The 17593-nt window shown below is 65.9% G+C and carries 19 protein-coding genes; 14 read left to right on the top strand and 5 right to left on the bottom strand.

Annotated elements, in window-relative coordinates:
* Positions 1 to 8: 8 nt before the first annotated feature.
* The 14 genes from ACNQPL_RS19335 to ACNQPL_RS19270 all read left to right on the top strand — a co-directional run bounded on the left by ACNQPL_RS19335 (position 9) and on the right by ACNQPL_RS19270 (position 10488).
* Complete coding sequence (locus tag ACNQPL_RS19335) at positions 9 to 650, top strand: SurA N-terminal domain-containing protein (RefSeq protein ID WP_346615859.1); 642 nt, start codon at positions 9 to 11, stop codon at positions 648 to 650.
* Between the two features lie 237 nt (positions 651 to 887).
* Entirely contained in the window at positions 888 to 1421 is a 534-nt protein-coding gene (locus tag ACNQPL_RS19330) for a response regulator (protein WP_346615860.1), read from the top strand.
* A 57-nt stretch (positions 1422 to 1478) separates the two neighbouring features.
* Positions 1479 to 3194, top strand: coding sequence for a GspE/PulE family protein (locus ACNQPL_RS19325; protein ID WP_416467595.1), 1716 nt, complete (start codon positions 1479 to 1481; stop codon positions 3192 to 3194).
* Positions 3175 to 3969 carry a hypothetical protein gene (locus tag ACNQPL_RS19320; protein WP_416467594.1) on the top strand — a complete coding sequence of 265 codons (795 nt, stop codon included), beginning with the start codon at positions 3175 to 3177 and terminating at the stop codon, positions 3967 to 3969. The genes ACNQPL_RS19325 and ACNQPL_RS19320 overlap by 20 nt, the downstream gene beginning before the upstream one ends.
* Before the next feature lies 1 nt (position 3970).
* On the top strand, positions 3971 to 4513 hold the full coding sequence (locus ACNQPL_RS19315; protein ID WP_416467592.1) for a PilN domain-containing protein: 543 nt from the start codon (positions 3971 to 3973) through the stop codon (positions 4511 to 4513).
* Complete coding sequence (gene pilO, locus ACNQPL_RS19310; RefSeq protein ID WP_416467591.1) at positions 4500 to 5063, top strand: type 4a pilus biogenesis protein PilO; 564 nt, start codon at positions 4500 to 4502, stop codon at positions 5061 to 5063. The genes ACNQPL_RS19315 and pilO overlap by 14 nt, the downstream gene beginning before the upstream one ends.
* Positions 5063 to 5560, top strand: a complete 498-nt coding sequence (locus tag ACNQPL_RS19305) for a hypothetical protein (RefSeq protein ID WP_416467590.1) — start codon at positions 5063 to 5065, stop codon at positions 5558 to 5560. The genes pilO and ACNQPL_RS19305 overlap by 1 nt, the downstream gene beginning before the upstream one ends.
* Positions 5557 to 7434: a secretin N-terminal domain-containing protein gene (locus ACNQPL_RS19300; RefSeq protein WP_346615866.1), complete on the top strand. Its 1878-nt coding sequence runs from the start codon at positions 5557 to 5559 to the stop codon at positions 7432 to 7434. The genes ACNQPL_RS19305 and ACNQPL_RS19300 overlap by 4 nt, the downstream gene beginning before the upstream one ends.
* The gene (locus ACNQPL_RS19295; protein ID WP_346615867.1) at positions 7431 to 7904 is read left to right on the top strand and encodes a type II secretion system protein; all 474 of its coding nucleotides are present in this window, start codon (positions 7431 to 7433) and stop codon (positions 7902 to 7904) included. Before ACNQPL_RS19300 ends, ACNQPL_RS19295 begins: the two co-directional genes overlap by 4 nt.
* Before the next feature lie 5 nt (positions 7905 to 7909).
* Positions 7910 to 8284 carry a type II secretion system protein gene (locus tag ACNQPL_RS19290; protein WP_346615868.1) on the top strand — a complete coding sequence of 125 codons (375 nt, stop codon included), beginning with the start codon at positions 7910 to 7912 and terminating at the stop codon, positions 8282 to 8284.
* On the top strand, positions 8259 to 8789 hold the full coding sequence (locus ACNQPL_RS19285; RefSeq protein WP_416467589.1) for a type II secretion system protein: 531 nt from the start codon (positions 8259 to 8261) through the stop codon (positions 8787 to 8789). Before ACNQPL_RS19290 ends, ACNQPL_RS19285 begins: the two co-directional genes overlap by 26 nt.
* Positions 8786 to 9193 carry a curli production assembly/transport protein CsgE gene (csgE, locus tag ACNQPL_RS19280; RefSeq protein WP_346615870.1) on the top strand — a complete coding sequence of 136 codons (408 nt, stop codon included), beginning with the start codon at positions 8786 to 8788 and terminating at the stop codon, positions 9191 to 9193. The genes ACNQPL_RS19285 and csgE overlap by 4 nt, the downstream gene beginning before the upstream one ends.
* Positions 9190 to 9603 carry a curli assembly protein CsgF gene (locus ACNQPL_RS19275; RefSeq protein WP_387532089.1) on the top strand — a complete coding sequence of 138 codons (414 nt, stop codon included), beginning with the start codon at positions 9190 to 9192 and terminating at the stop codon, positions 9601 to 9603. Before csgE ends, ACNQPL_RS19275 begins: the two co-directional genes overlap by 4 nt.
* A 33-nt stretch (positions 9604 to 9636) precedes the next feature.
* Complete coding sequence (locus ACNQPL_RS19270; protein ID WP_387532086.1) at positions 9637 to 10488, top strand: CsgG/HfaB family protein; 852 nt, start codon at positions 9637 to 9639, stop codon at positions 10486 to 10488.
* 273 nt (positions 10489 to 10761) lie between these two features.
* Here the strand turns inward: ACNQPL_RS19270 and alkB are convergent, their stop codons facing one another.
* From alkB to ACNQPL_RS19245, 5 genes are all read right to left on the bottom strand, one after another.
* The gene (gene alkB, locus ACNQPL_RS19265; protein ID WP_346616203.1) at positions 10762 to 11406 is read right to left on the bottom strand and encodes a DNA oxidative demethylase AlkB; all 645 of its coding nucleotides are present in this window, start codon (positions 11404 to 11406) and stop codon (positions 10762 to 10764) included.
* 228 nt (positions 11407 to 11634) lie between these two features.
* Positions 11635 to 13080 carry a curlin gene (locus ACNQPL_RS19260; RefSeq protein ID WP_416467588.1) on the bottom strand — a complete coding sequence of 482 codons (1446 nt, stop codon included), beginning with the start codon at positions 13078 to 13080 and terminating at the stop codon, positions 11635 to 11637.
* A 16-nt stretch (positions 13081 to 13096) separates the two neighbouring features.
* Positions 13097 to 13567, bottom strand: a complete 471-nt coding sequence (locus ACNQPL_RS19255; RefSeq protein WP_416467587.1) for a curlin — start codon at positions 13565 to 13567, stop codon at positions 13097 to 13099.
* Positions 13568 to 13582: 15 nt separating this feature from the next.
* Positions 13583 to 15814, bottom strand: coding sequence for an Ig-like domain-containing protein (locus ACNQPL_RS19250; RefSeq protein ID WP_416467586.1), 2232 nt, complete (start codon positions 15812 to 15814; stop codon positions 13583 to 13585).
* Between the two features lie 32 nt (positions 15815 to 15846).
* Positions 15847 to 17175, bottom strand: a complete 1329-nt coding sequence (locus tag ACNQPL_RS19245; protein ID WP_416467585.1) for a hypothetical protein — start codon at positions 17173 to 17175, stop codon at positions 15847 to 15849.
* Between the last annotated feature and the right edge of the window lie 418 nt (positions 17176 to 17593).

Genomic DNA, 17593 nt, shown 5'->3' with positions numbered 1-17593 from the left:
AGGTTGCCATGCGTACCCTGTTGCTGTGCCTGTTACTGGTGGTCGCCAAGGCGAGCTGGGCCGATATGCCTGCCGCGCGGGTCAATGGTGTGGACATCGGCGTGCTGCGCCTGGAGCGCTATTTCAGCGAATACCTCGAGGCCCAGGGCCGTGCGCTCAGCAGTATCCGCAACCCGACGTTGTACAAGCGCCTGCGCAGCCAGGCCCTGGATGAGCTGATCGACAAGGAGTTGCTGTGGCAGGAAGCGCAACGCCGCGGCATCGCCATCAGCGACGAACAGGTAGCGGCGCAGGTGGGTGAGGTGGAGGCGGCATTCGGCAGCCCGGCGCTGTTCGAAAGGCGCCTGGCCGATGCAGGTTTCGACCGGGCAGCTTACGCTGAGTACATGCGCCACGAGCTGGCTTCGCAGCAGGTATATGCCCAGCTCAGCGCGGTGCCGGCGCCCACCCAGGCCGAGGTAGAGGCGTTCTACCAGGCCAATCGCAAAACACTGCAAGGCGTACAGAACCAAAGTGATAACCCTTCGGTCATACGCGAACAGGGCCTGGTGCTGGCCAGGGGCGCGCTCATCGCGCAATTGCAGACGCAGGCACGGCAAACCGTGCGCCAACGTTTGCGCGAATCCGCTAAAGTGGAACTCGCTGACTGACGGCCCCTCCAGCGTTTCCCCAAAGCTGGGGAATAAAGGCTTGGCAAAGTGCCATCAGGTGCCCCGGATGTGGGGCACCGCGCCTGCGGCTGTTTCTGGGGGCATTAAAGATACTAGCCAGATCAATGGCTTACAGTGGTGCGACATGACTATTCACGCCTGGCACGAAGCCTGCTCAAGCCTTACCAAGGCCGCACTTCGCAGACCGGGGAACCGGGCAGTTCTTGGGAGTCGACCTTGGTGAACAGAGTATTGGTAGTCGATGACGAACAGACCCTTGCGCAGAACCTGCAGGCGTATTTGCAGGCGCAAGGCCTGGAAGTCCATGTTGCCCACGACGGTGCCAGTGGTATCGGCCTGGCTGAGAGCCTGGCACCGGGTGTGATTGTGCTGGATTACCGCTTGCCCGACATGGAGGGGTTTCAGGTCCTGCAGACCGTGCGCAAGAACAGGCAGTGCCATTTCGTGCTGATCACCGCCCACCCGACCGCCGAGGTCCGTGAGCGCGCCGCCGAACTTGGCGTGACCCATGTCCTGTTCAAGCCGTTCCCGCTGGTGGAACTGGCCCGCGCGATCTTCGACCTGATGGGCATCGAGCGCCGGCGCAGGGCCACGGACAACCCGGCAGAAGGGTACGTCGAACGACGCCATACCAGGAACGAATCGTTCCCCCTGCAGTTGTACGATGGTAGCTGGGTCCTGGCAGACCGCCGCCGTAATGGCGGCAAGCCCCCCGGGCCTGACGACGACCAACTGCTCACAGGGGAATAGCGGCGCCCGCAGCCCTCACCGAGCCTGCGACGCGCCCCCTGAGCGGAGTCGCAGGCCATGTCCGATGCATTCGATATAGGAGCGGGTTTATCCGCGATAGGGCGCAACCCGGCCTGCCTGCCAGCGGGCTACCCCCGGGAGCTCCTGGCCCAGGCCCGCCTGCAAGCCAGCGATGAGCGCCTGCTCAACTGCCTGGAACGTCTTGCCTGCGACACCCCCGACACCTTCGTCCGCCGCCTGGGCGCCACCCTGCATTACCCGGTGCTGTGCAGCCAGGCGTTGCTGGCCAGCACCCCGCGCTTCGACAAGGCCAGCCTGGCCCAGTGCCTGAAGCGCGAATTCGTGCTGATAGAGCAGGGCGGCAACCTGTGTGGCGTGTTCGCCGACCCCTTCGACCACAGCCGCCTGGCCTGGATCGACGACGTGCTGCAAGGCGCGCCGCTGTACCTGGCCCACGCCGCCGACCTTGCCACCTTCCTGGCGCGCCACGAAGAAAGCTTCCACGCCGTCGATGCCCTCGACCACGACGCCGAGGCCAGCAGCGAAAGCGACCCGCTGCAGCGGCTGTCGCTGACCAGCATCAGCGAAGACCAGAGCAAGGTGGTCAAGCTGGTCAACTCGACCCTCTACGACGCCCTCAAGCAGCATGCCAGCGATATCCACCTGGGCATGACCGGCCAGGGCCTGACCATCAAGTACCGCATCGACGGCGTGCTCAACGGCGCCGGCAAGGCCAGCGGCAGCGCCTTCGCCGACCAGGTCATCTCGCGCATCAAAGTGATGGCCGAGCTCGACATCGGCGAGAAGCGGGTGCCCCAGGACGGCCGCTTCAAGGTCGCCGTAGGTGACCGCCAGATCGACTTTCGCGTGTCGATCATGCCGAGCATCTTCGGTGAAGACGCGGTGCTGCGGGTGCTCGACAAGCAGGACTTGTCCGACCGGGTCAGCGGCGTGCAGCTGCAGGCCCTGGGCTTTGCCGACGAAACCCTGCGCGCCTTGCGCCGCCTGGCTGCCGAACCCTATGGCATGATCCTGGTCACCGGGCCCACCGGCAGCGGCAAGACCACCACCCTGTACGCCATGATCAGCGAGATCAACCACGGCGTGGACAAGATCATCACCATCGAAGACCCGGTCGAATACCAGCTGCCCGGCGTGCTGCAGATCCCGGTCAACGAGAAGAAAGGCCTGACCTTCGCCCGCGGCCTGCGCTCGATCCTGCGCCACGACCCGGACAAGATCCTGGTCGGCGAGATCCGCGACCCCGACACCGCGCAGATCGCCGTGCAGTCGGCGCTCACCGGCCACCTGGTGTTCACCACCATCCACGCCAACAACGTCTTCGATGTGATCGGCCGCTTCAGCCAGATGCAGGTCGACCCCTACAGCTTCGTTTCTGCGCTCAATGCCGTGCTGGCCCAGCGCCTGATCCGCCTGGCCTGCCCGCACTGCTGCACCCCCTGCGAGGCCGATGACGAAATCCTCGCCGCTTCCGGCCTGACCCGCGACGCCGTGCATGGCTGGCAGTTCGTCCGCGCCCAAGGCTGTGGCCAATGCCGCGGCAGTGGCTATCGCGGGCGCAGCGCCATCGCCGAACTGCTGCACCTGGACGACGACCTGCGGCAGATGATCGTCGAACGCCGGCCGCTCGCGCAGATCAAGGCGCTGGCCTGCCAACGCGGCCTGCGCCTGCTGCGCGCATCCGCCCTGGACCTGGTCCGCGAGGGCCGCACCACACTCGAGGAGATCAACCGTGTCACATTCATTGCGTGATCATGCCTCCCACAAATACTGCGCCGTGCTCGGTGCAGAAGGTGTCGGCCTGGGCCGCTGGCACGCTAACCAGCACCAGTGGCTGGGCAGCCGCGAGTTCACCTGCGACGCTGCGCAACCGGCCTGGGAAGCCGCCTTGCAGGTGCTCGCCGCACTGCTGGCCGAACACACCGTGCGTGGTGGCCAGTTGCAGGTGCTGCTGTCGGCCCGCTTCAGCCGCTTCTGCCTGGTGCCCTGGAGCGATGCCATCAGCCATCCGCGCGAGCTGGACGCCTACGCCCGTGCCTGCTTCGAGAACCTGTATGCGCAGCCGCTGGACGACTGGCGCATCGTTCTGTCACCAGAGCCGGCTGGCGCCGCGCGCATCGCCACCGCGCTGCCCCAGGCCCTGCTGCAAGGCCTGCAAGCGCTGGGCCGGGACAGCCACCTGCGGCTGCGCTCGGTGCAGCCGTACCTGATGGCCGCGTACAACCGCTGCTCGGCACAACTGCAGCAGGGCGACTTCCTGTTCGTGCTCGCCGAACCCCGCCGCAGTGTGCTGCTGCTGGCCGCAGGCGGCGCCTGGCAGCAGGTATTGGCGCAAGGCTGCGCCGACAGCGACCAGGCCTTGCAGGCACTGATCGAGCGCACCTGCGAGCTGTATGGCGAGCAGATGCCACGGGTCTACCTGCATGCCCCGGGCCGGGGTGACGTGCCGCAACTGGCGGCGGTGCAGCTGTGCCAACCGGCCAGCGAAGCCGACCCACTGTGCGCCATGTGGCGAGCGGTGGCCTGAGATGCGCCGCCTAGACCTGGAATTCCAACCCCGGCGCAGCAGCCCGCTGGCCTGGTCGCTGCTGGTGCTCGGCGGCGCCGTAGTGGCCGTGCTGGTACTGCTGCAACAGCACCTGCAAACCGAACAGCTGGCCCTGGAAACCCGCGTGCACGGCCTTGAGTTGCAACTGGGCCGCCGCCCGGCCACCGCTGCACCGCAGAGCAGCGCCGCCAGCCGCGAACAGGCGGAAAACCTGGCACAGATGCGCAGCGTCTCGCAGCAACTGCAGCGGCCCTGGCAGCAACTGTTCGCCATGCTCGAAGCGCAGCCGCAGGAAGACGTCGCCCTGCTCAGCATCACCCCCGATGCGCGCAAGGGCCAGGTCCGCATTGCCGCCGAAGCGCGCAACCTCGAAGCGATGCTGCAATACCACCACCGCCTGGAGCAGAGCGCCGAGCTAAGTGATGTGTCGCTGCTCAACCATGAGGTGGTGGCGGGCCAGCCCGAGCACCCGGTGCGCTTCACCCTCACTGCCACCTGGGAGACCGGCCATGCGCGCCCCTGACTCCATAAGCAGCCTGATCCTCCACGAGCAGCTGCGCCGCATTGGCCCGGTCGGCCTGGCTGGCGCCGCGGTCGCCGCACTGGCGGTGGGCATTGCGCTGGCCGGTGTACTGCCGCAGTGGCAAACCCTGCGCGAACTGCGCGCCACCGAGGCCGATGCCAGCGCCCAGGTCGAGCGGGTCAAGCGCGGCGAACTGAAGATTGCCGTCAAGCCCGAGCAGCTAGCGCTGGACACCCTGCGTCAGCAGCTGCCGGGGCAACCCGAGGCCAGCGAGCTGATCGAGCGCCTGTACCACCTGGCCAGCGCCGAGCACATCAGCCTGGCGCGTGGCGAGTACGCCCTGGGCGTCGATCCGAAGACCCAGCTGGCGCGCTACCAGATCGTCCTGCCGGTACGCGGCAGCTACCCGCAGATCCGCGGCTTCCTGCGCGGGCTGCTGGGGCAACTGCCCACCCTGGTGCTGGAAGACCTCGAGCTGCAACGCAAACGCATCGGCGACAGCGAGCTCAACGGCCGCCTGCGCATGACCCTTTACCTGTCGAGGTCGTGATGAACACTCAGCGCGCAGTGATGTGGGTCGGGTTTCTGGGGGTAGCCGGGGCATTGGCCTGGGCGCCAGGGCATTGGTTTGGCCAGGAAGGTGAGGTGGCCCCCATCGCCGGCAAGCCGGCGCCTACAACACCGACCTCTGTGGGAGCCGGCTTGCCGGCGATGAGGCCGGAACAGGCCTCCAGAGACCTCTTCCCCCGCCAGCAATGGACCGCCCCGCAAACCCTGGCCACGGTCACCGAACAACCTGTAATCACCACGCCGGTAGTGGCGGCTGCCCCCACGGCGCCCGCGCTGCCTTTCCAGTTCATCGGCCGCATCGGCGACCGCGACGACCTGCAGATCTTCCTGCAGAGCGGCGAAAAGCTCTACGTCGTGCGCCAGGGCGACGTGATCGAAGACACCTACCGCCTTGACCGGGTCTCGGCCAACGAGCTGGACCTGGTCTACCTGCCCTTGCATCAGTCGCAGACTCTGTCTGTCGGGAGCGCACCATGAAGCCGTCCAAGTTGTGCAAGCCTGCTCCGTTCATGCTCCTGGCGCTCTGCGTGGCCATTGCCGGCTGCGGGTCGAGCGGGGTGCGCAAGGATAGCCAGGAGCTGATGCAGGAAGGCCAGTACGAGGCCGGCATCGCGCGCCTGGAAGAGGCCCTGCGCGAAGACCCGCGTGACACCGACCTGAACATCGCCCTGGCCCACGGCCGCCAGCAAGCGGTCGAGGCGCTGCTTGCCCAGGCCGACAGCGACCGTGCCCGCCACGACTTCGCCGGCGCGCGCATGGGCTATGGCCGCGTGCTCACCTTCGAGCCGAACAACCGCCGCGCCCAGGAAGGCATCCGCCAGATCGAGCTGATGCGCACCCTCGATGACCGCGTGGCGCTGGGCCAGGCCGCCCTGCGCCAGGGCGACCTGTTCGGCGCCGAGCGCTACATGCGCGAAGTGCTGCGCCTGGACCCGCAAAACCAGAAGGGCATCATGCTGCGCAGCGACATCGAGAACGTCCAGGCGCGCACCGCGCAGCCGTTCCCGCAATTGCGCAGCAAGCTGGAGCGCCCGGTCACCCTGGAGTTTCGCGACGCCGCGGTGAAGACCATTTTCGAAGTGCTGTCGCAGGTGGCGGGCATCAACTTCATCTTCGACAAAGACCTGCGCCCGGACATGAAAGCCACCCTCTTCGTGCGGGATGTGCGCATCGAAGATGCCGTGGCGTTGCTGCTGGAGCAGAACCAGCTGCACCAGAAGATCGTCAACGACAACACCCTGCTGATCTACCCCGACTCGCCGCAGAAGACCAAGGACTACCAGGAACTGGTCATGCGCACCTTCTACCTGACCAGCATCGATGCCAACACAGCGCTGAACATGGTCAAGACCATGCTCAAGACCCGCGACGTGTTCGTCGACGAGCGCCTCAACACCCTGACCATGCGCGACACCCCGGATGCCGTGCGCATGGCCGAGAAGCTGCTGCAGTCCCAGGACCAGTCCAACCCCGAGGTGGTGCTGGAAGTGGAGGTCATGGAAGTGGCCCGCTCGCGCATCCTCGACCTCGGCCTGCAATGGCCCAACACCTTCGGCGTGCTGAGCGACGACGGCAACCCGGTCAGCGTGCTCGACCAGCTGCGCGGTATCAATTCCGGCCGCATCAGCATCTCCCCGGCGCCGCAGGCGAAGATCAACGCGCAGGACAAGGACATCAACACCCTGGCCAGCCCGGTGATCCGCGTCAGCAACCGTGAGCAGGCGCGCATCCACATCGGCCAGCGCGTGCCGATCATCAGCGCCACCTCGGTGCCTTCGACCCAAGGCCCGGTGATCACCGAAAGCGTCACCTACCTGGACGTCGGCTTGAAGCTTGAAGTGCAGCCCACCGTGCACCTGAACAACGAAGTGGCGATCAAGGTGGCGCTGGAAGTCAGCAACGCCACCCCGCTGGAGCCGACCCGCCAGGGCACCATCCCGGTCCAGGTGGACACCCGCAACGCCCAGACCAGCCTGCGCCTGCATGACGGCGAAACCCAGGTGCTGGCAGGCCTGGTACGCAACGACAAGACCTCCAGCGGCAACAAGATCCCAGGCCTTGGCGACATCCCGGGCCTCGGCCGGCTGTTTGGCAGCAACCGCGACGACATGAGCAAGTCCGAACTGGTGCTGGCCATCACCCCACGCATTGTGCGCAACCTGCCGTACCAAAGCCCATCGGACATGGAGTTCGCCACCGGCACCGAATCGAGCCTGCAGGTGCGCCAGCTGGCCCAGCCGCTGCCGGCCGGTGCGTTGCCGGCCGACACGCCCAACGCCGAGCCGGGTGAGGCACCGGTGGTCGAAAGCCAGATGGCGGTGGTGCCGGCAACTCGGAGCCCACGTCCATGAAACGCCGCCAGCAAGGCTTCAGCCTGATCGAGGTAGTGCTGACCCTGGCATTGCTCGGGCTGCTCGCCAGCATGGCCGCACCGCTGACCGAAACGGTGGTGCGCCGGGGCAAGGAGCAGCAACTGCGCGAGGCGCTGTACCAGATCCGCGATGCAATCGACGCCTACAAGCGCGCCTTCGATGCAGGCTTCATCGAAAAACGCCTGGACGCCAGCGGCTACCCGCCAAACCTGCAGGTGCTGGTCGATGGCGTGCGCGATGTGCGCAGCGCCAAAGGCGCGAAGTTCTACTTCCTGCGGCGCATCCCGCACGACCCGCTGCTGGCGGCCAAGGGCGAAGACGGCGGTGGCTGGGGCGTACGCGCCTATGACAGCAGCCCGGACAACCCGCGTGAAGGCCAGGACGTCTTCGACGTGTACTCCAAAGCCCGCGGCAAAGGGCTCAACAATATCCCCTACGGGCAATGGTGACGGCCATGAAACGCAGCCAAGGCTTCACCCTGATCGAACTGCTGGTGGTGATGGCGATCATCGCCACGTTGATGACCATCGCCATGCCGCGCTACTTCAACAGCCTGGAGAGCGCCCGCGAGGCCAGCCTGCGCCAGAGCCTGGCGGTGCTGCGCGAATCGCTCGATCACTTCTACGGCGACACCGGGCACTACCCCGATTCGCTGGAGCAACTGGTCGAGCTGCGTTACCTGCGCAACACCCCGGTGGACCCGATCACCGAACGCAGCGATGCCTGGCAGCTGGTGCCACCGCCGGAAGGCGTGGCAGGCGGTGTGGCCGATATCAAGAGCGGTGCAACAGGGAGGGCACGTGATGGCAGCCTCTTCGCTGAGTGGTAAGGCCTGCACCGGCTTCACCTACCTGGGCGTGCTGTTGCTGATTGCGGTCAGCAGCGTGGCCTTGGCGGCCACTGGCACGGTGTGGTCGAGCGCTGCCCAGCGCGATCACGAACGCCAGTTGCTGTGGGTGGGCAGCCAGTATGCCCAGGCCCTGCGCAGCTACTACCGCGCCTCGCCGGGCCTGGCCCAGTACCCGCAGGCGTTGGCCGACCTGCTTGACGACAACCGCTTCCCCGAGGCCCGGCATCACATTCGCCGGCTGTACCCGGACCCGATCACCGGCAGTGACGAATGGGGCCTGCTGCGTTCGATCGATGGGCGTATCACCGGCGTGCACAGCCGCTCCGACGCGACCCCGTTCAAGCGCAGCGGCTTCGACACCCAGTGGTCGGGCTTCGAAGGCCTTGAGCACTACAGCGACTGGCAGTTCGTCGCCGAACAAGCCTTCAACGAAAGCGCCAGCGGCGCGCAAACCCATAGCGCGGGTTCCGGAGACACGCCATGAAAGGCCTCAATGTGTTTTGCCTGAGCCTTGGCCTGCTGCTGGCCGCCGGGGTGTCCGGTGTGGCCCGGGCCGAAGCCGAGGACGAGATGAAGGGTTTTATCGTCGACAACACCATCTCGCACATCGGCCACGACTTTTACTACTACTTCGCCGACCGCCTGCGCGCCACCAGCCGCCTGGATTTCAACCTGGTGGTGCGCGAACGCCCGGATGCCCGCTGGGGCAGCCTGGTGACGGTGGAATTCGAGCGCGACGTGCTGTACCGGCGCTTTCTGCCGCCCAACGTCACCCAATTGAAAGAAGAGGCCGTCGCGGCCGCCGACCTGGTCAAGCAGGAGGTGATTCAGCGCAAGCTGCAACGCCTGCTCCAGGACACCACTGATCTGGAGAGGGATGAGCTATGAACACCCGCATTGCGCACTGCATCGCAGCCAGCCTGCTGGCCGGCGCCTTCGCCGCCCAGGCCACGGAGCTGGTGTACACCCCGGTCAACCCGGCCTTCGGCGGCAACCCGCTCAACGGCACCTGGCTGCTGAACAACGCCCAGGCGCAGAACGACTACGACGACCCCGACCTCAAGGACCGCACCGCTGCCTTTGGCGGCACCTCGGCCCTGGAGCGCTTCAGCAACCAGTTGGAGTCGCGCATGTTGTCGCAGCTGCTGGACAACATCAGCAACGGCCAGACCGGCAGCATGGCCACCGACGCTTTCCTGATCGATGTGCTCGACGACTCTGGTGCCCTGAGCATCCAGGTCACCGACCGCGCCACGGGAGAAATTTCGATCATCGAGGTCAGCGGCCTGAACCCCTGAGAGGGAAGGGCTTTTAGTTGGGGAGAGAACACCATGAAACGTCTGTTGAGCACTTTGCTGATCCTCGCCGCGCTGCAAGGCCTTCAGGGTTGCAGCCTGCGCGAACCGATGTCGGCCGAACAGGACTCGGAAACCCCGACCCTGACCCCGCGCGCCTCGACCTACTACGACCTGATCAACATGCCGCGCCCCAGAGGCCGGCTGATGGCGGTGGTCTACGGCTTCCGCGACCAGACGGGCCAATACAAACCCACCCCGGCCAGCTCGTTCTCCACCAGCGTCACCCAAGGTGCCGCGAGCATGCTGATGGATGCCCTGAGTGCCAGCGGCTGGTTCGTGGTGCTGGAGCGCGAAGGCCTGCAGAACCTGCTGACCGAACGCAAGATCATCCGCGCCTCGCAGAAAAAGCCCGACGTGGCGGAAAACATCATGGCCGAGCTGCCCCCCCTGCAGGCCGCCAACCTGATGCTCGAAGGCGGCATCATCGCCTACGACACCAACGTGCGCAGCGGTGGGGAAGGTGCGCGCTACTTAGGGATCGACATCTCCCGCGAATACCGGGTGGACCAGGTGACGGTCAACCTGCGCGCGGTGGATGTGCGCACCGGGCAGGTGCTGGCCAACGTGATGACCAGCAAGACTATCTATTCGGTGGGGCGTAGCGCCGGGGTGTTCAAGTTCATCGAGTTCAAGAAGCTGCTGGAGGCGGAGGTCGGGTACACCACCAACGAGCCGGCGCAGTTGTGTGTGCTGTCGGCGATCGAGGCGGCGGTGGGGCATTTGCTGGCGCAGGGCATCGAACGGCGCTTGTGGCAGGTGGCGGGGGATGCGGGGGAGGGCAAGGCTGGGGTGGACAAGTACCTGAGCCAGTCGCAACAGCAATGAGGTCTCAATGCGGACATCCATGGCCTGTCAGACTGCGGCACATTGCAATAAACCGTAGGAGCGGATTCATCCGCGATGCGCCGCGCGGGCGGCGCTCGATTTGCGCGACGCTGCAAAGCTCAAGGCATGCGCCTCGGATAACACCGGGAACACAATCTGCCCGGCCTGAGACCGTGTTGAGATTGGCAGGCGCCTGCCTTGATTTCTGCGGGGCGTCGGATATCGAGCGCCGCCCGCGCGGCGCATCGCGGATAAATCCGCTCCCACGGTTTGTTAACCCGCCTTGCGCAACGTCAGATTGATCCGCCGCTCCCCCATCCTCGGATGCACGCCCGGCTTGATAGGCAACACCCCATGAAAGCGCAACCGGTCCTCGCCACCCCACACCAGCACATCGCCATGGCTCAACGGTATCCGCTGGGTTCGGTCCGAACGCTGTAGCCCGCCGAACAGAAATACCGCCGGCAAACCCAGAGAAATCGACACGATCGGCTGGCCGAAATCCGCCTCGTCGCGGTCCTGGTGCAGGCTCAGGCGGGTGCCGGGGAGGTAGTGGTTGACCAGGCAGGCATCTGGCACAAAACCGTCGAAGCCCGCCGCCGTAGCCGCGCGACCCGCGAGGGCGAGCAACACCTGGGGCAGAGCCGGCCAGTGCTTGCCGCTGAGCGGGTCGGTCGGGCTGTAGCGATAGCCTTTGCTGTCACTCACCCAGCCCAGCGAACCGCAGTTGGTCAGCGCCACTGCCATGTTCAGGCCGCCCGGCGTCTGCATGTGCCGGAACGGTGCAGCGCGCAGCACCGGGCGCAGGGCATCGAGCAGCGCTTCGACCTCGGCCAGGGCGAAGCCGGGCAGCAGCACGGTGTGGCTGGCCAGACGTTGCGGCTGGGGGCCGAACAGGTCGAGGTCGGACTGGATCATGGTGGTGGCGCTGGTGTGGGGAATCGCCATTCTAACGCTGTTGGCCTGTCTGGCCTATCGCCGGCAAGCCGGCTCCCACAAGACCACCACAGCTTTTGATACCTGCGCAGTACCTGTGGGAGCCGGCTTGCCGGCGATAGGGCCCGCACAGACTATTGAAGACCCAGGCATGAAAAAGGAACCGCGGACGCCAGGGAGAGAAGACGCCGCGGTTCAAGGGGGGAGCCGTTAACGCTGAGTAGCGGTAGCCGTGTTGCCGTTGCCCATCTGGGTGATGGTGGCGCTCTGGTTGGCGCCGGCCTGGTCGACGATGGCCTTGTTGTTGTTGCCGCCCTGGGTCACGTAGGCGACGTTGGCGGTGTCGGTCTGCTTGATGTTGGCGTTGTTGCCACTGCCGTACAGCTGCGTGGTGTAGCTCTGGTTGGCGTAGCCGGACTGGTCGAGGGTGATGGTGCTGCCGGTACCGGTGGTGTCGCCGGTGGCGTAGTTGTCGGTGCCGCGCTGGTCGGCGACCAGGATGTTGTCGGTGCCGTTCTGCTCGAAGTACAGCTCGTTGTTACTGTCGGCCTGCTTGGTTTCCATCGAGTTGTTGGTGCCTTTCTGGCCCAGGTTGGCCAGCTGCAGATTGCCGTTCTGGGTCAGGTTGACGGCGTTGCCGGTGCCTTTCTGGTTGATCACGGCGGTCTGGTCGCTGCCGAACTGGCCACCCAGTTTCTCGCCCTTCCAGTTGCTGGCCATGACCTTGTTGCCCGTGCCTTGGGTGTTGATGGTCAGGCTCTGGTTGTCACCGTTCTGGTAGGTGAAATGCAGGTTGCTGGTGCCGGCCTGCGAGACCCTGGTGTTCGAGTGGGTGGTTTCGAACTGATCCGACCAGCTGGCGTTGGACTTGCCTTGTTGGTACAGGCTGGCGGTGTTGTCGTTGCCCAGGCTCTGGTCGATGTAGCCTTCGTTGAGCTGGCCGTTCTGGTTGACGGTGGCCTGGCTGCCGATTTGCGTGTCCTGCCAGACTTCCATCGAGTTGCCGGTACCGTTCTGGTCGATGGCGATGATGCCGCCAGTGCCATCGCGCTGGTCGCCGTAGGCCCAGTTCTGCTTGCCTTGCTGGTAGATCTGGATGTTGCCGTCGTTGTGCGTCAGGTGCTCGGCCGCGGCGTAGTTGTCCTGGCCGTCCTGGTTAACCAAACTTTTGTTGTTGCTGCCGCCGAACAGTTGCTCGACGAACGCTTCGTTGCGCTGGCCGCTTTGGCGGGTGGTGGCCTGGCTCCCCAGTTGGCTGTCCTGCCACACCGTCGAACGGTTCTCTGCGCCTTGCTGCACTTGCAGCGCCTCATTGTTTTCGCCCAACGACTGGCTGGCGAAGGCGTCGTTGTAGGTGCCGGCGGCCTGCTGGGTGATCTGGCTGGCGTTTTCGATCAGTTGCTCACCGTAGCCGGCGTTGTACGAGCCCGTGGCGCTCTGGTCGATGTAGCTGGTGCTGGTGTCCTGCACCGCCAGGTGGTTATGGCCCTTGCCGGACTGGGTCTGGGTGGCTGCGGCGAAGGGCGCGACGGTCTGTTTGACTTCGGCGACGTTCTGGTTACCGGTCTGCGACTGGGTCGAGGTGCTGTCGTCCGCCATGACCTGGCCGGCGAGGGCCAGGACGATAGCGGCGCTTAACGGAGCGAGCTTGAACATGGTGGTGCCTCCAGGTCTATCGGTATTGGGTGATCTGCACATGCTGGCCATTGCCGGCCTGGGTCACGGAACTGCTCAGGCCCGAGCCGGCTTGCACGATGCTGGCGCTGTTGTCGTTGCCGATCTGCTCGATGCTGGCGCTGTTGCTGGTGCCGCTCTGGCGGATCGACGCGCTGTTGCCATTTCCCTGTTGGCTGATGCTGGCCATCAGGTCACTCCCTTCTTGCAGGATGTACGCCTCCTGCGCGCCCCCGGCCTGGACGATGCGGCCCAGCAGGGCCTGGCCGTTCTGGTCGAGGGCGGCGCGGTTGCCCGCCCCTTGCTGCTCGATCACCGCTACTTGGCCAGCACCGGCCGGCAGCAGGCGGATGATCACCGGGTCACCGAGGTCGTTGCCGGCGGCAAGGTCGGCGTTGTCCATCAGGTCGTCGGCCTGTGCCTGGCCGGCAAGTGCCAGGCACAACAGCAGTGGGTACAGACGGTTCATGGCGTTCTCCCGGCCTCACTGCACGGTCACGTTGACAGTGCGGGTGGTGCCTTGGCTGGTGGTAACGGTTGCCGTCGGGGCCGCTGTCGGGATCACCGTCGTGCTGTTGCTCACCACCAGGCGCCAGCGGCCGGTCAGCGGTACCGTGGTGGTGCCCAAGGTCTGCACACCGGTGGTAGTCGTGACGCGCACGGTGATGGTGTTACCGGTGGTCACCGAGGACGTGCCGCTGATGTCCCAGTTGTACCGGTTGTTGGAGCGTGCCTGGACCGTTGCGGCCGTGACCGCGAAGGTCTCGGCGGCGGGGCGTGGTGACACGTTGACGGTGACGGTGCCGGGGTTGGACAGCGCGCCGAGCGCGTCACGTACCTGGAAGGTGAACGTGGTACTGAACGCCGCAGTGACCGTGGCCGGCGGGGTGTAGGTGACCGTGCTGCCGTCGGTGCTGACCGTGCCGCGACCGGCAGCCGGCTGCGTGACGGCAGCGACCACCAGCGGGTTGTTGCCTTCAGGGTCGGCGGCGCCTGCCAGCACGTTGATGGTCAGCGGTACACCCAGTGTCGCGACGGTTTGGGCAGCCACGGTTGGCGGCTGGTTGGGGGCAACGTTGACGGTCACGGTAGCCGGTGTCGACTTCAGCCCTTTGGCATCCACCGCCTGATAGCTGAAGGTGGCCACCAGAGGTTGCGTTGCGCCTGCTGGCGGGGTGTAGGTGACCGAGGTAGTGCCGTTGAGCACGACGCCGCCCAGGCCCGTACCCGGTTGAGTGAGGTCACTGATGGCCAGCGGCACGTTGCCGTCGGGGTCGCTGTCGTTCTGCAGCAGGTTGAGGGTCAGTGGCACGCCGACGCTGGTGCTGCCGGTGTCGGCCTGGGCCAGCGGCGGCTGGTTGGCGGCTTCGACCGGCGCGTTGCCGACCACGATCACGGGTTCCACATCGCTGCCGCCATGGGCGGATTTGATGGTAACGCTAGCCGGTGGTTGAGCCAGGTCGTTGACCGTCAGGCTTTGCACGGTGCCGGACTTGGACAGCCGACCATAGCCTTGAGCGACCAGGTCGGGGATCACCACTTCGTCGCTGGAGCGCGCTTCGATCACCAGGCGCTTGTTGGCCCAGTCGTAGCGTGCGGTGTTCACCTTGACCACGTCGCTCAACTTGCTCGACAACGCGGTCGGGCGGGTGCCGCCGGCCGTCGTGCTGGCGGTGACCACCACCACCGGTGGCGGTGCGACCTGGCTGAGCTGCTGGCTGAAGAACAGGCCGTTGTTATCCGCAAGCAGGCTGAACTGGCAAGGCGAGGGCGGTGTGCCCACCAGCGCCAGGCCATTGCGCAGGCACACGCTGGCGTCGTTGGGGGCCTTGGCGAAGACCTCGACGCGGGTGCCGGTGCCGTTGCGCGAGTACGTGGCCCGTTCCAGGGTTACCGGGGTTTGCGCACGTTGGTCGAGCACCTTGCCCGACACCGTGAACACGTTGGTCTGGATAGCCCCGGGTGGGCCTTCGATGCGTACGAAGTTGGTGTTGAACGGGCTGCCGGTGACCGCTTCGGTGAGGTTCGGGTCGCCGACGAAGGTCTCGCTGGCGCCGGTGTCCGGGTTGACCTCGGTATAGGGCCCGCCGGCGCCACGCAGCCATGGGCCGAGGTTGCCGTTGAGCGCGCCGGTGAAGTTGCCGGGGGCGCCGATGCCGATGTCGCGGGTGATGTTGATCGCCCGGCGACCGGCTGTGGTCACGTTGACCGTTTCCACACCATAGGGGTGGGTAATGGTGTAGGTACCGGTACGGGGCACCGAGGCGCGGATACGGATACGGGCAAAGCTCTGCTGGTCGCCGTCTACCGGGTTTTCCGCCGCGAAGGCGGCTTCCAGCCCCGCCACATAGACTTCCAGCTCGTAGCCGCTGTTGCCTACCTGCGGGATCTCGGTTTCGGCCAGGAACCAGAACATCTCCGGTGGCCAGTTGTCGGGGAACACCAGCGGCAGGGCGTCGTCATACACGCCCGGCTCTGGCAGCAAGGTGCACATGTACGCCGGTGCACCCGGTGCGCCAGGCGCTCGGGTGCTGGTGGCGCGCGACTGGCACAGCTCCAGGGACAGGTTGTTGGCGTCCTTGTACCACATCGGGTAACCACCCGTGGCGAAGGTGTAGGGGCCCGGGTCGACATCGGACAGTGCGGCCCAGGCCGCGCTGCTGACAGTGAGGGAGAAACCGGCGGCCAACAGCGCGCGGCGTTGCCAAGTGTTCATGCTGCCTCCTTGAAGGCGGAGCCTTTGTCTGTTCATGGCACCAGCACCACGTCTTCGCTGTCGCTACCGCCATTGGCGCTGGTGACCTGCACCTTGGCCGGCGGGATGGGCGAGAGGGAGGTGCTTAGCGTCTTCACCGCACCGTTACCCGCCAGGTTGCCGATGAAGGTGCCGTTGCCGGTTCGCGCCGAAAGCACCGGCGGGCTGGTCTCGTCACTGGTGCTTGCCACCAGGGTCAGCTGGCCGCTGGCCAGGCTGAATTCGGCGCGGGTGATGGTCACCAGGTCGGTAAGTGGCAGGTTGGCGGTGGCCGGGCTGCTGGTAGGGATCGCCACACTGTTGTCGGCGGTCAGCAGCAACGTGGCCGGGACGATCGGGTTGAGCACCGACTGGGCATACCAGGCGCCGGTACCGTTGGCTTCGGTCAGGTTCAGGTTGGGCGTCTGGCTGGTCAGGGTGACGGCAGCCGGCGGTGGCGGGGCCATCACGAACACATCCTGCTGGGCACGCAGGTCGCCGTTTTCGGTATGCCGTGAGTAGGTGCTGCGCAGTGGCATCAACGGGGTCGGCCTGGCCACATCGGAAAGCTTGCCCGAAATCGAGAACAGCTCGGTACGCAGGTCGATGCCGCCAGGGCCTTCGATGCGCACGAAGTTGGTATTGAACGGGCTGCCGGTGACGCGCTCTTCCAGGTTGGGGTCGCCGATGAAGCGTTCGCTGCCCTCGGTGTAAGGGCCGTTGACGCTGCGCAGGAACGGCCCGACATCACCCTTGAGCGCGCCGCTGAAATCGCCGGCGCCGGCGATGCCGATGTCGCGGGTCATGTTGATTGCCCGCCGGCCTGCGGCGGGTACGTCGAACACTTCGACGCCGTACGGGTGGGTGACCACGTAGGTGCCGGCAGTGGGCACATCGACGCGGATGCGCACCCGGGCGAAGCTCACCTGATCGCCTTCTACCGGCTCTTCGGCGGCGAAGGCCGCTTCGATTGCCGTGCCGTAGCTGAGGTCGATGCCGCGGGCGGCGTCGACGATGGCAGCGTCGGCAGTGAACCAGAAGGCCTCGTCGGGGAAGTTGCTGGGGAAGACGATGGGTTGGGTGTCATCGAATACGCCCGGTGTTGGCAGCAGGGTGCACATGTAGCTCGGGGCCCCAGGGGCGCCGGCGACACGTGAGCTGACCGCCTTGGTCAGGCACAGGTCCAGGGTTCGCCCGTGGGTGTCCTGATACCAGGCGGCAAAGCCGCCATTGGCGGGGTTGTAGGGACCGGTGTCGACGGCAAACAGCGCTGCCTGCGCCGGGAGCTGGAGCATGCTGGCGAAAATCGCCACGGCCAGCGGGTTGGGGATCGGTCGGTGCATGAGTCTATTCCTCCTGCAAACGGGCCCATGGACTTGGGGCGTCTGGCAGGGGAGCGGCAACTGCCGTGCCAAGTGCCTGGAAATGGGCTGGAGGGCTTGTGGGGCGGGGGGTTGGGGTTTGGGCGGGTGTTTTTGTGCAGGTTGAATTTGGGGGGTGTTCCCCAGGGTTGGGGGGTGGGAATGGTGGTGGGGCTGGGGGTAGGGCTTGGGGTTTGCGGTGCGGCGTAGATCGAGCGCCGCCCGCGCGGCGCATCGCGAAGCGCTTGCCTTGGGATTTTCAGCGCCGTTGAGATCGAGCGCCGCCCGAGCGGCGCTTCGCGGGGCAAGCCCGCTCCCACATTTGTTGCAACGCGCCGTTCCAGTCAGGCCATGGTTGTTCGCCTTGGCGCATGACTGAAGACAGGTGAGGCGGCAGCAG

The sequence above is a fragment of the Pseudomonas sp. LFS044 genome (assembly GCF_047978245.1).
Classification (GTDB): Bacteria; Pseudomonadota; Gammaproteobacteria; order Pseudomonadales; family Pseudomonadaceae; genus Aquipseudomonas.
This window is presented reverse-complemented; position numbering and strand designations above follow the sequence as displayed.

What these genes read in the sequence shown, in the direction of transcription:
- ACNQPL_RS19335 (WP_346615859.1), top strand. Translation starts at nt 9, where the DNA reads ATGCGTACCCTGTTGCTGTGCCTGTTACTGGTGGTCGCCAAGGCGAGC.
- ACNQPL_RS19325 (WP_416467595.1), top strand. Translation starts at nt 1,479, where the DNA reads ATGTCCGATGCATTCGATATAGGAGCGGGTTTATCCGCGATAGGGCGC.
- ACNQPL_RS19315 (WP_416467592.1), top strand. Translation starts at nt 3,971, where the DNA reads ATGCGCCGCCTAGACCTGGAATTCCAACCCCGGCGCAGCAGCCCGCTG.
- pilO (WP_416467591.1), top strand. Translation starts at nt 4,500, where the DNA reads ATGCGCGCCCCTGACTCCATAAGCAGCCTGATCCTCCACGAGCAGCTG.
- ACNQPL_RS19305 (WP_416467590.1), top strand. Translation starts at nt 5,063, where the DNA reads ATGAACACTCAGCGCGCAGTGATGTGGGTCGGGTTTCTGGGGGTAGCC.
- ACNQPL_RS19300 (WP_346615866.1), top strand. Translation starts at nt 5,557, where the DNA reads ATGAAGCCGTCCAAGTTGTGCAAGCCTGCTCCGTTCATGCTCCTGGCG.
- ACNQPL_RS19295 (WP_346615867.1), top strand. Translation starts at nt 7,431, where the DNA reads ATGAAACGCCGCCAGCAAGGCTTCAGCCTGATCGAGGTAGTGCTGACC.
- ACNQPL_RS19290 (WP_346615868.1), top strand. Translation starts at nt 7,910, where the DNA reads ATGAAACGCAGCCAAGGCTTCACCCTGATCGAACTGCTGGTGGTGATG.
- ACNQPL_RS19285 (WP_416467589.1), top strand. Translation starts at nt 8,259, where the DNA reads ATGGCAGCCTCTTCGCTGAGTGGTAAGGCCTGCACCGGCTTCACCTAC.
- csgE (WP_346615870.1), top strand. Translation starts at nt 8,786, where the DNA reads ATGAAAGGCCTCAATGTGTTTTGCCTGAGCCTTGGCCTGCTGCTGGCC.
- ACNQPL_RS19275 (WP_387532089.1), top strand. Translation starts at nt 9,190, where the DNA reads ATGAACACCCGCATTGCGCACTGCATCGCAGCCAGCCTGCTGGCCGGC.
- ACNQPL_RS19270 (WP_387532086.1), top strand. Translation starts at nt 9,637, where the DNA reads ATGAAACGTCTGTTGAGCACTTTGCTGATCCTCGCCGCGCTGCAAGGC.
- alkB (WP_346616203.1), bottom strand. Translation starts at nt 11,406, where the DNA reads ATGATCCAGTCCGACCTCGACCTGTTCGGCCCCCAGCCGCAACGTCTG.
- ACNQPL_RS19260 (WP_416467588.1), bottom strand. Translation starts at nt 13,080, where the DNA reads ATGTTCAAGCTCGCTCCGTTAAGCGCCGCTATCGTCCTGGCCCTCGCC.
- ACNQPL_RS19255 (WP_416467587.1), bottom strand. Translation starts at nt 13,567, where the DNA reads ATGAACCGTCTGTACCCACTGCTGTTGTGCCTGGCACTTGCCGGCCAG.
- ACNQPL_RS19250 (WP_416467586.1), bottom strand. Translation starts at nt 15,814, where the DNA reads ATGAACACTTGGCAACGCCGCGCGCTGTTGGCCGCCGGTTTCTCCCTC.
- ACNQPL_RS19245 (WP_416467585.1), bottom strand. Translation starts at nt 17,175, where the DNA reads ATGCACCGACCGATCCCCAACCCGCTGGCCGTGGCGATTTTCGCCAGC.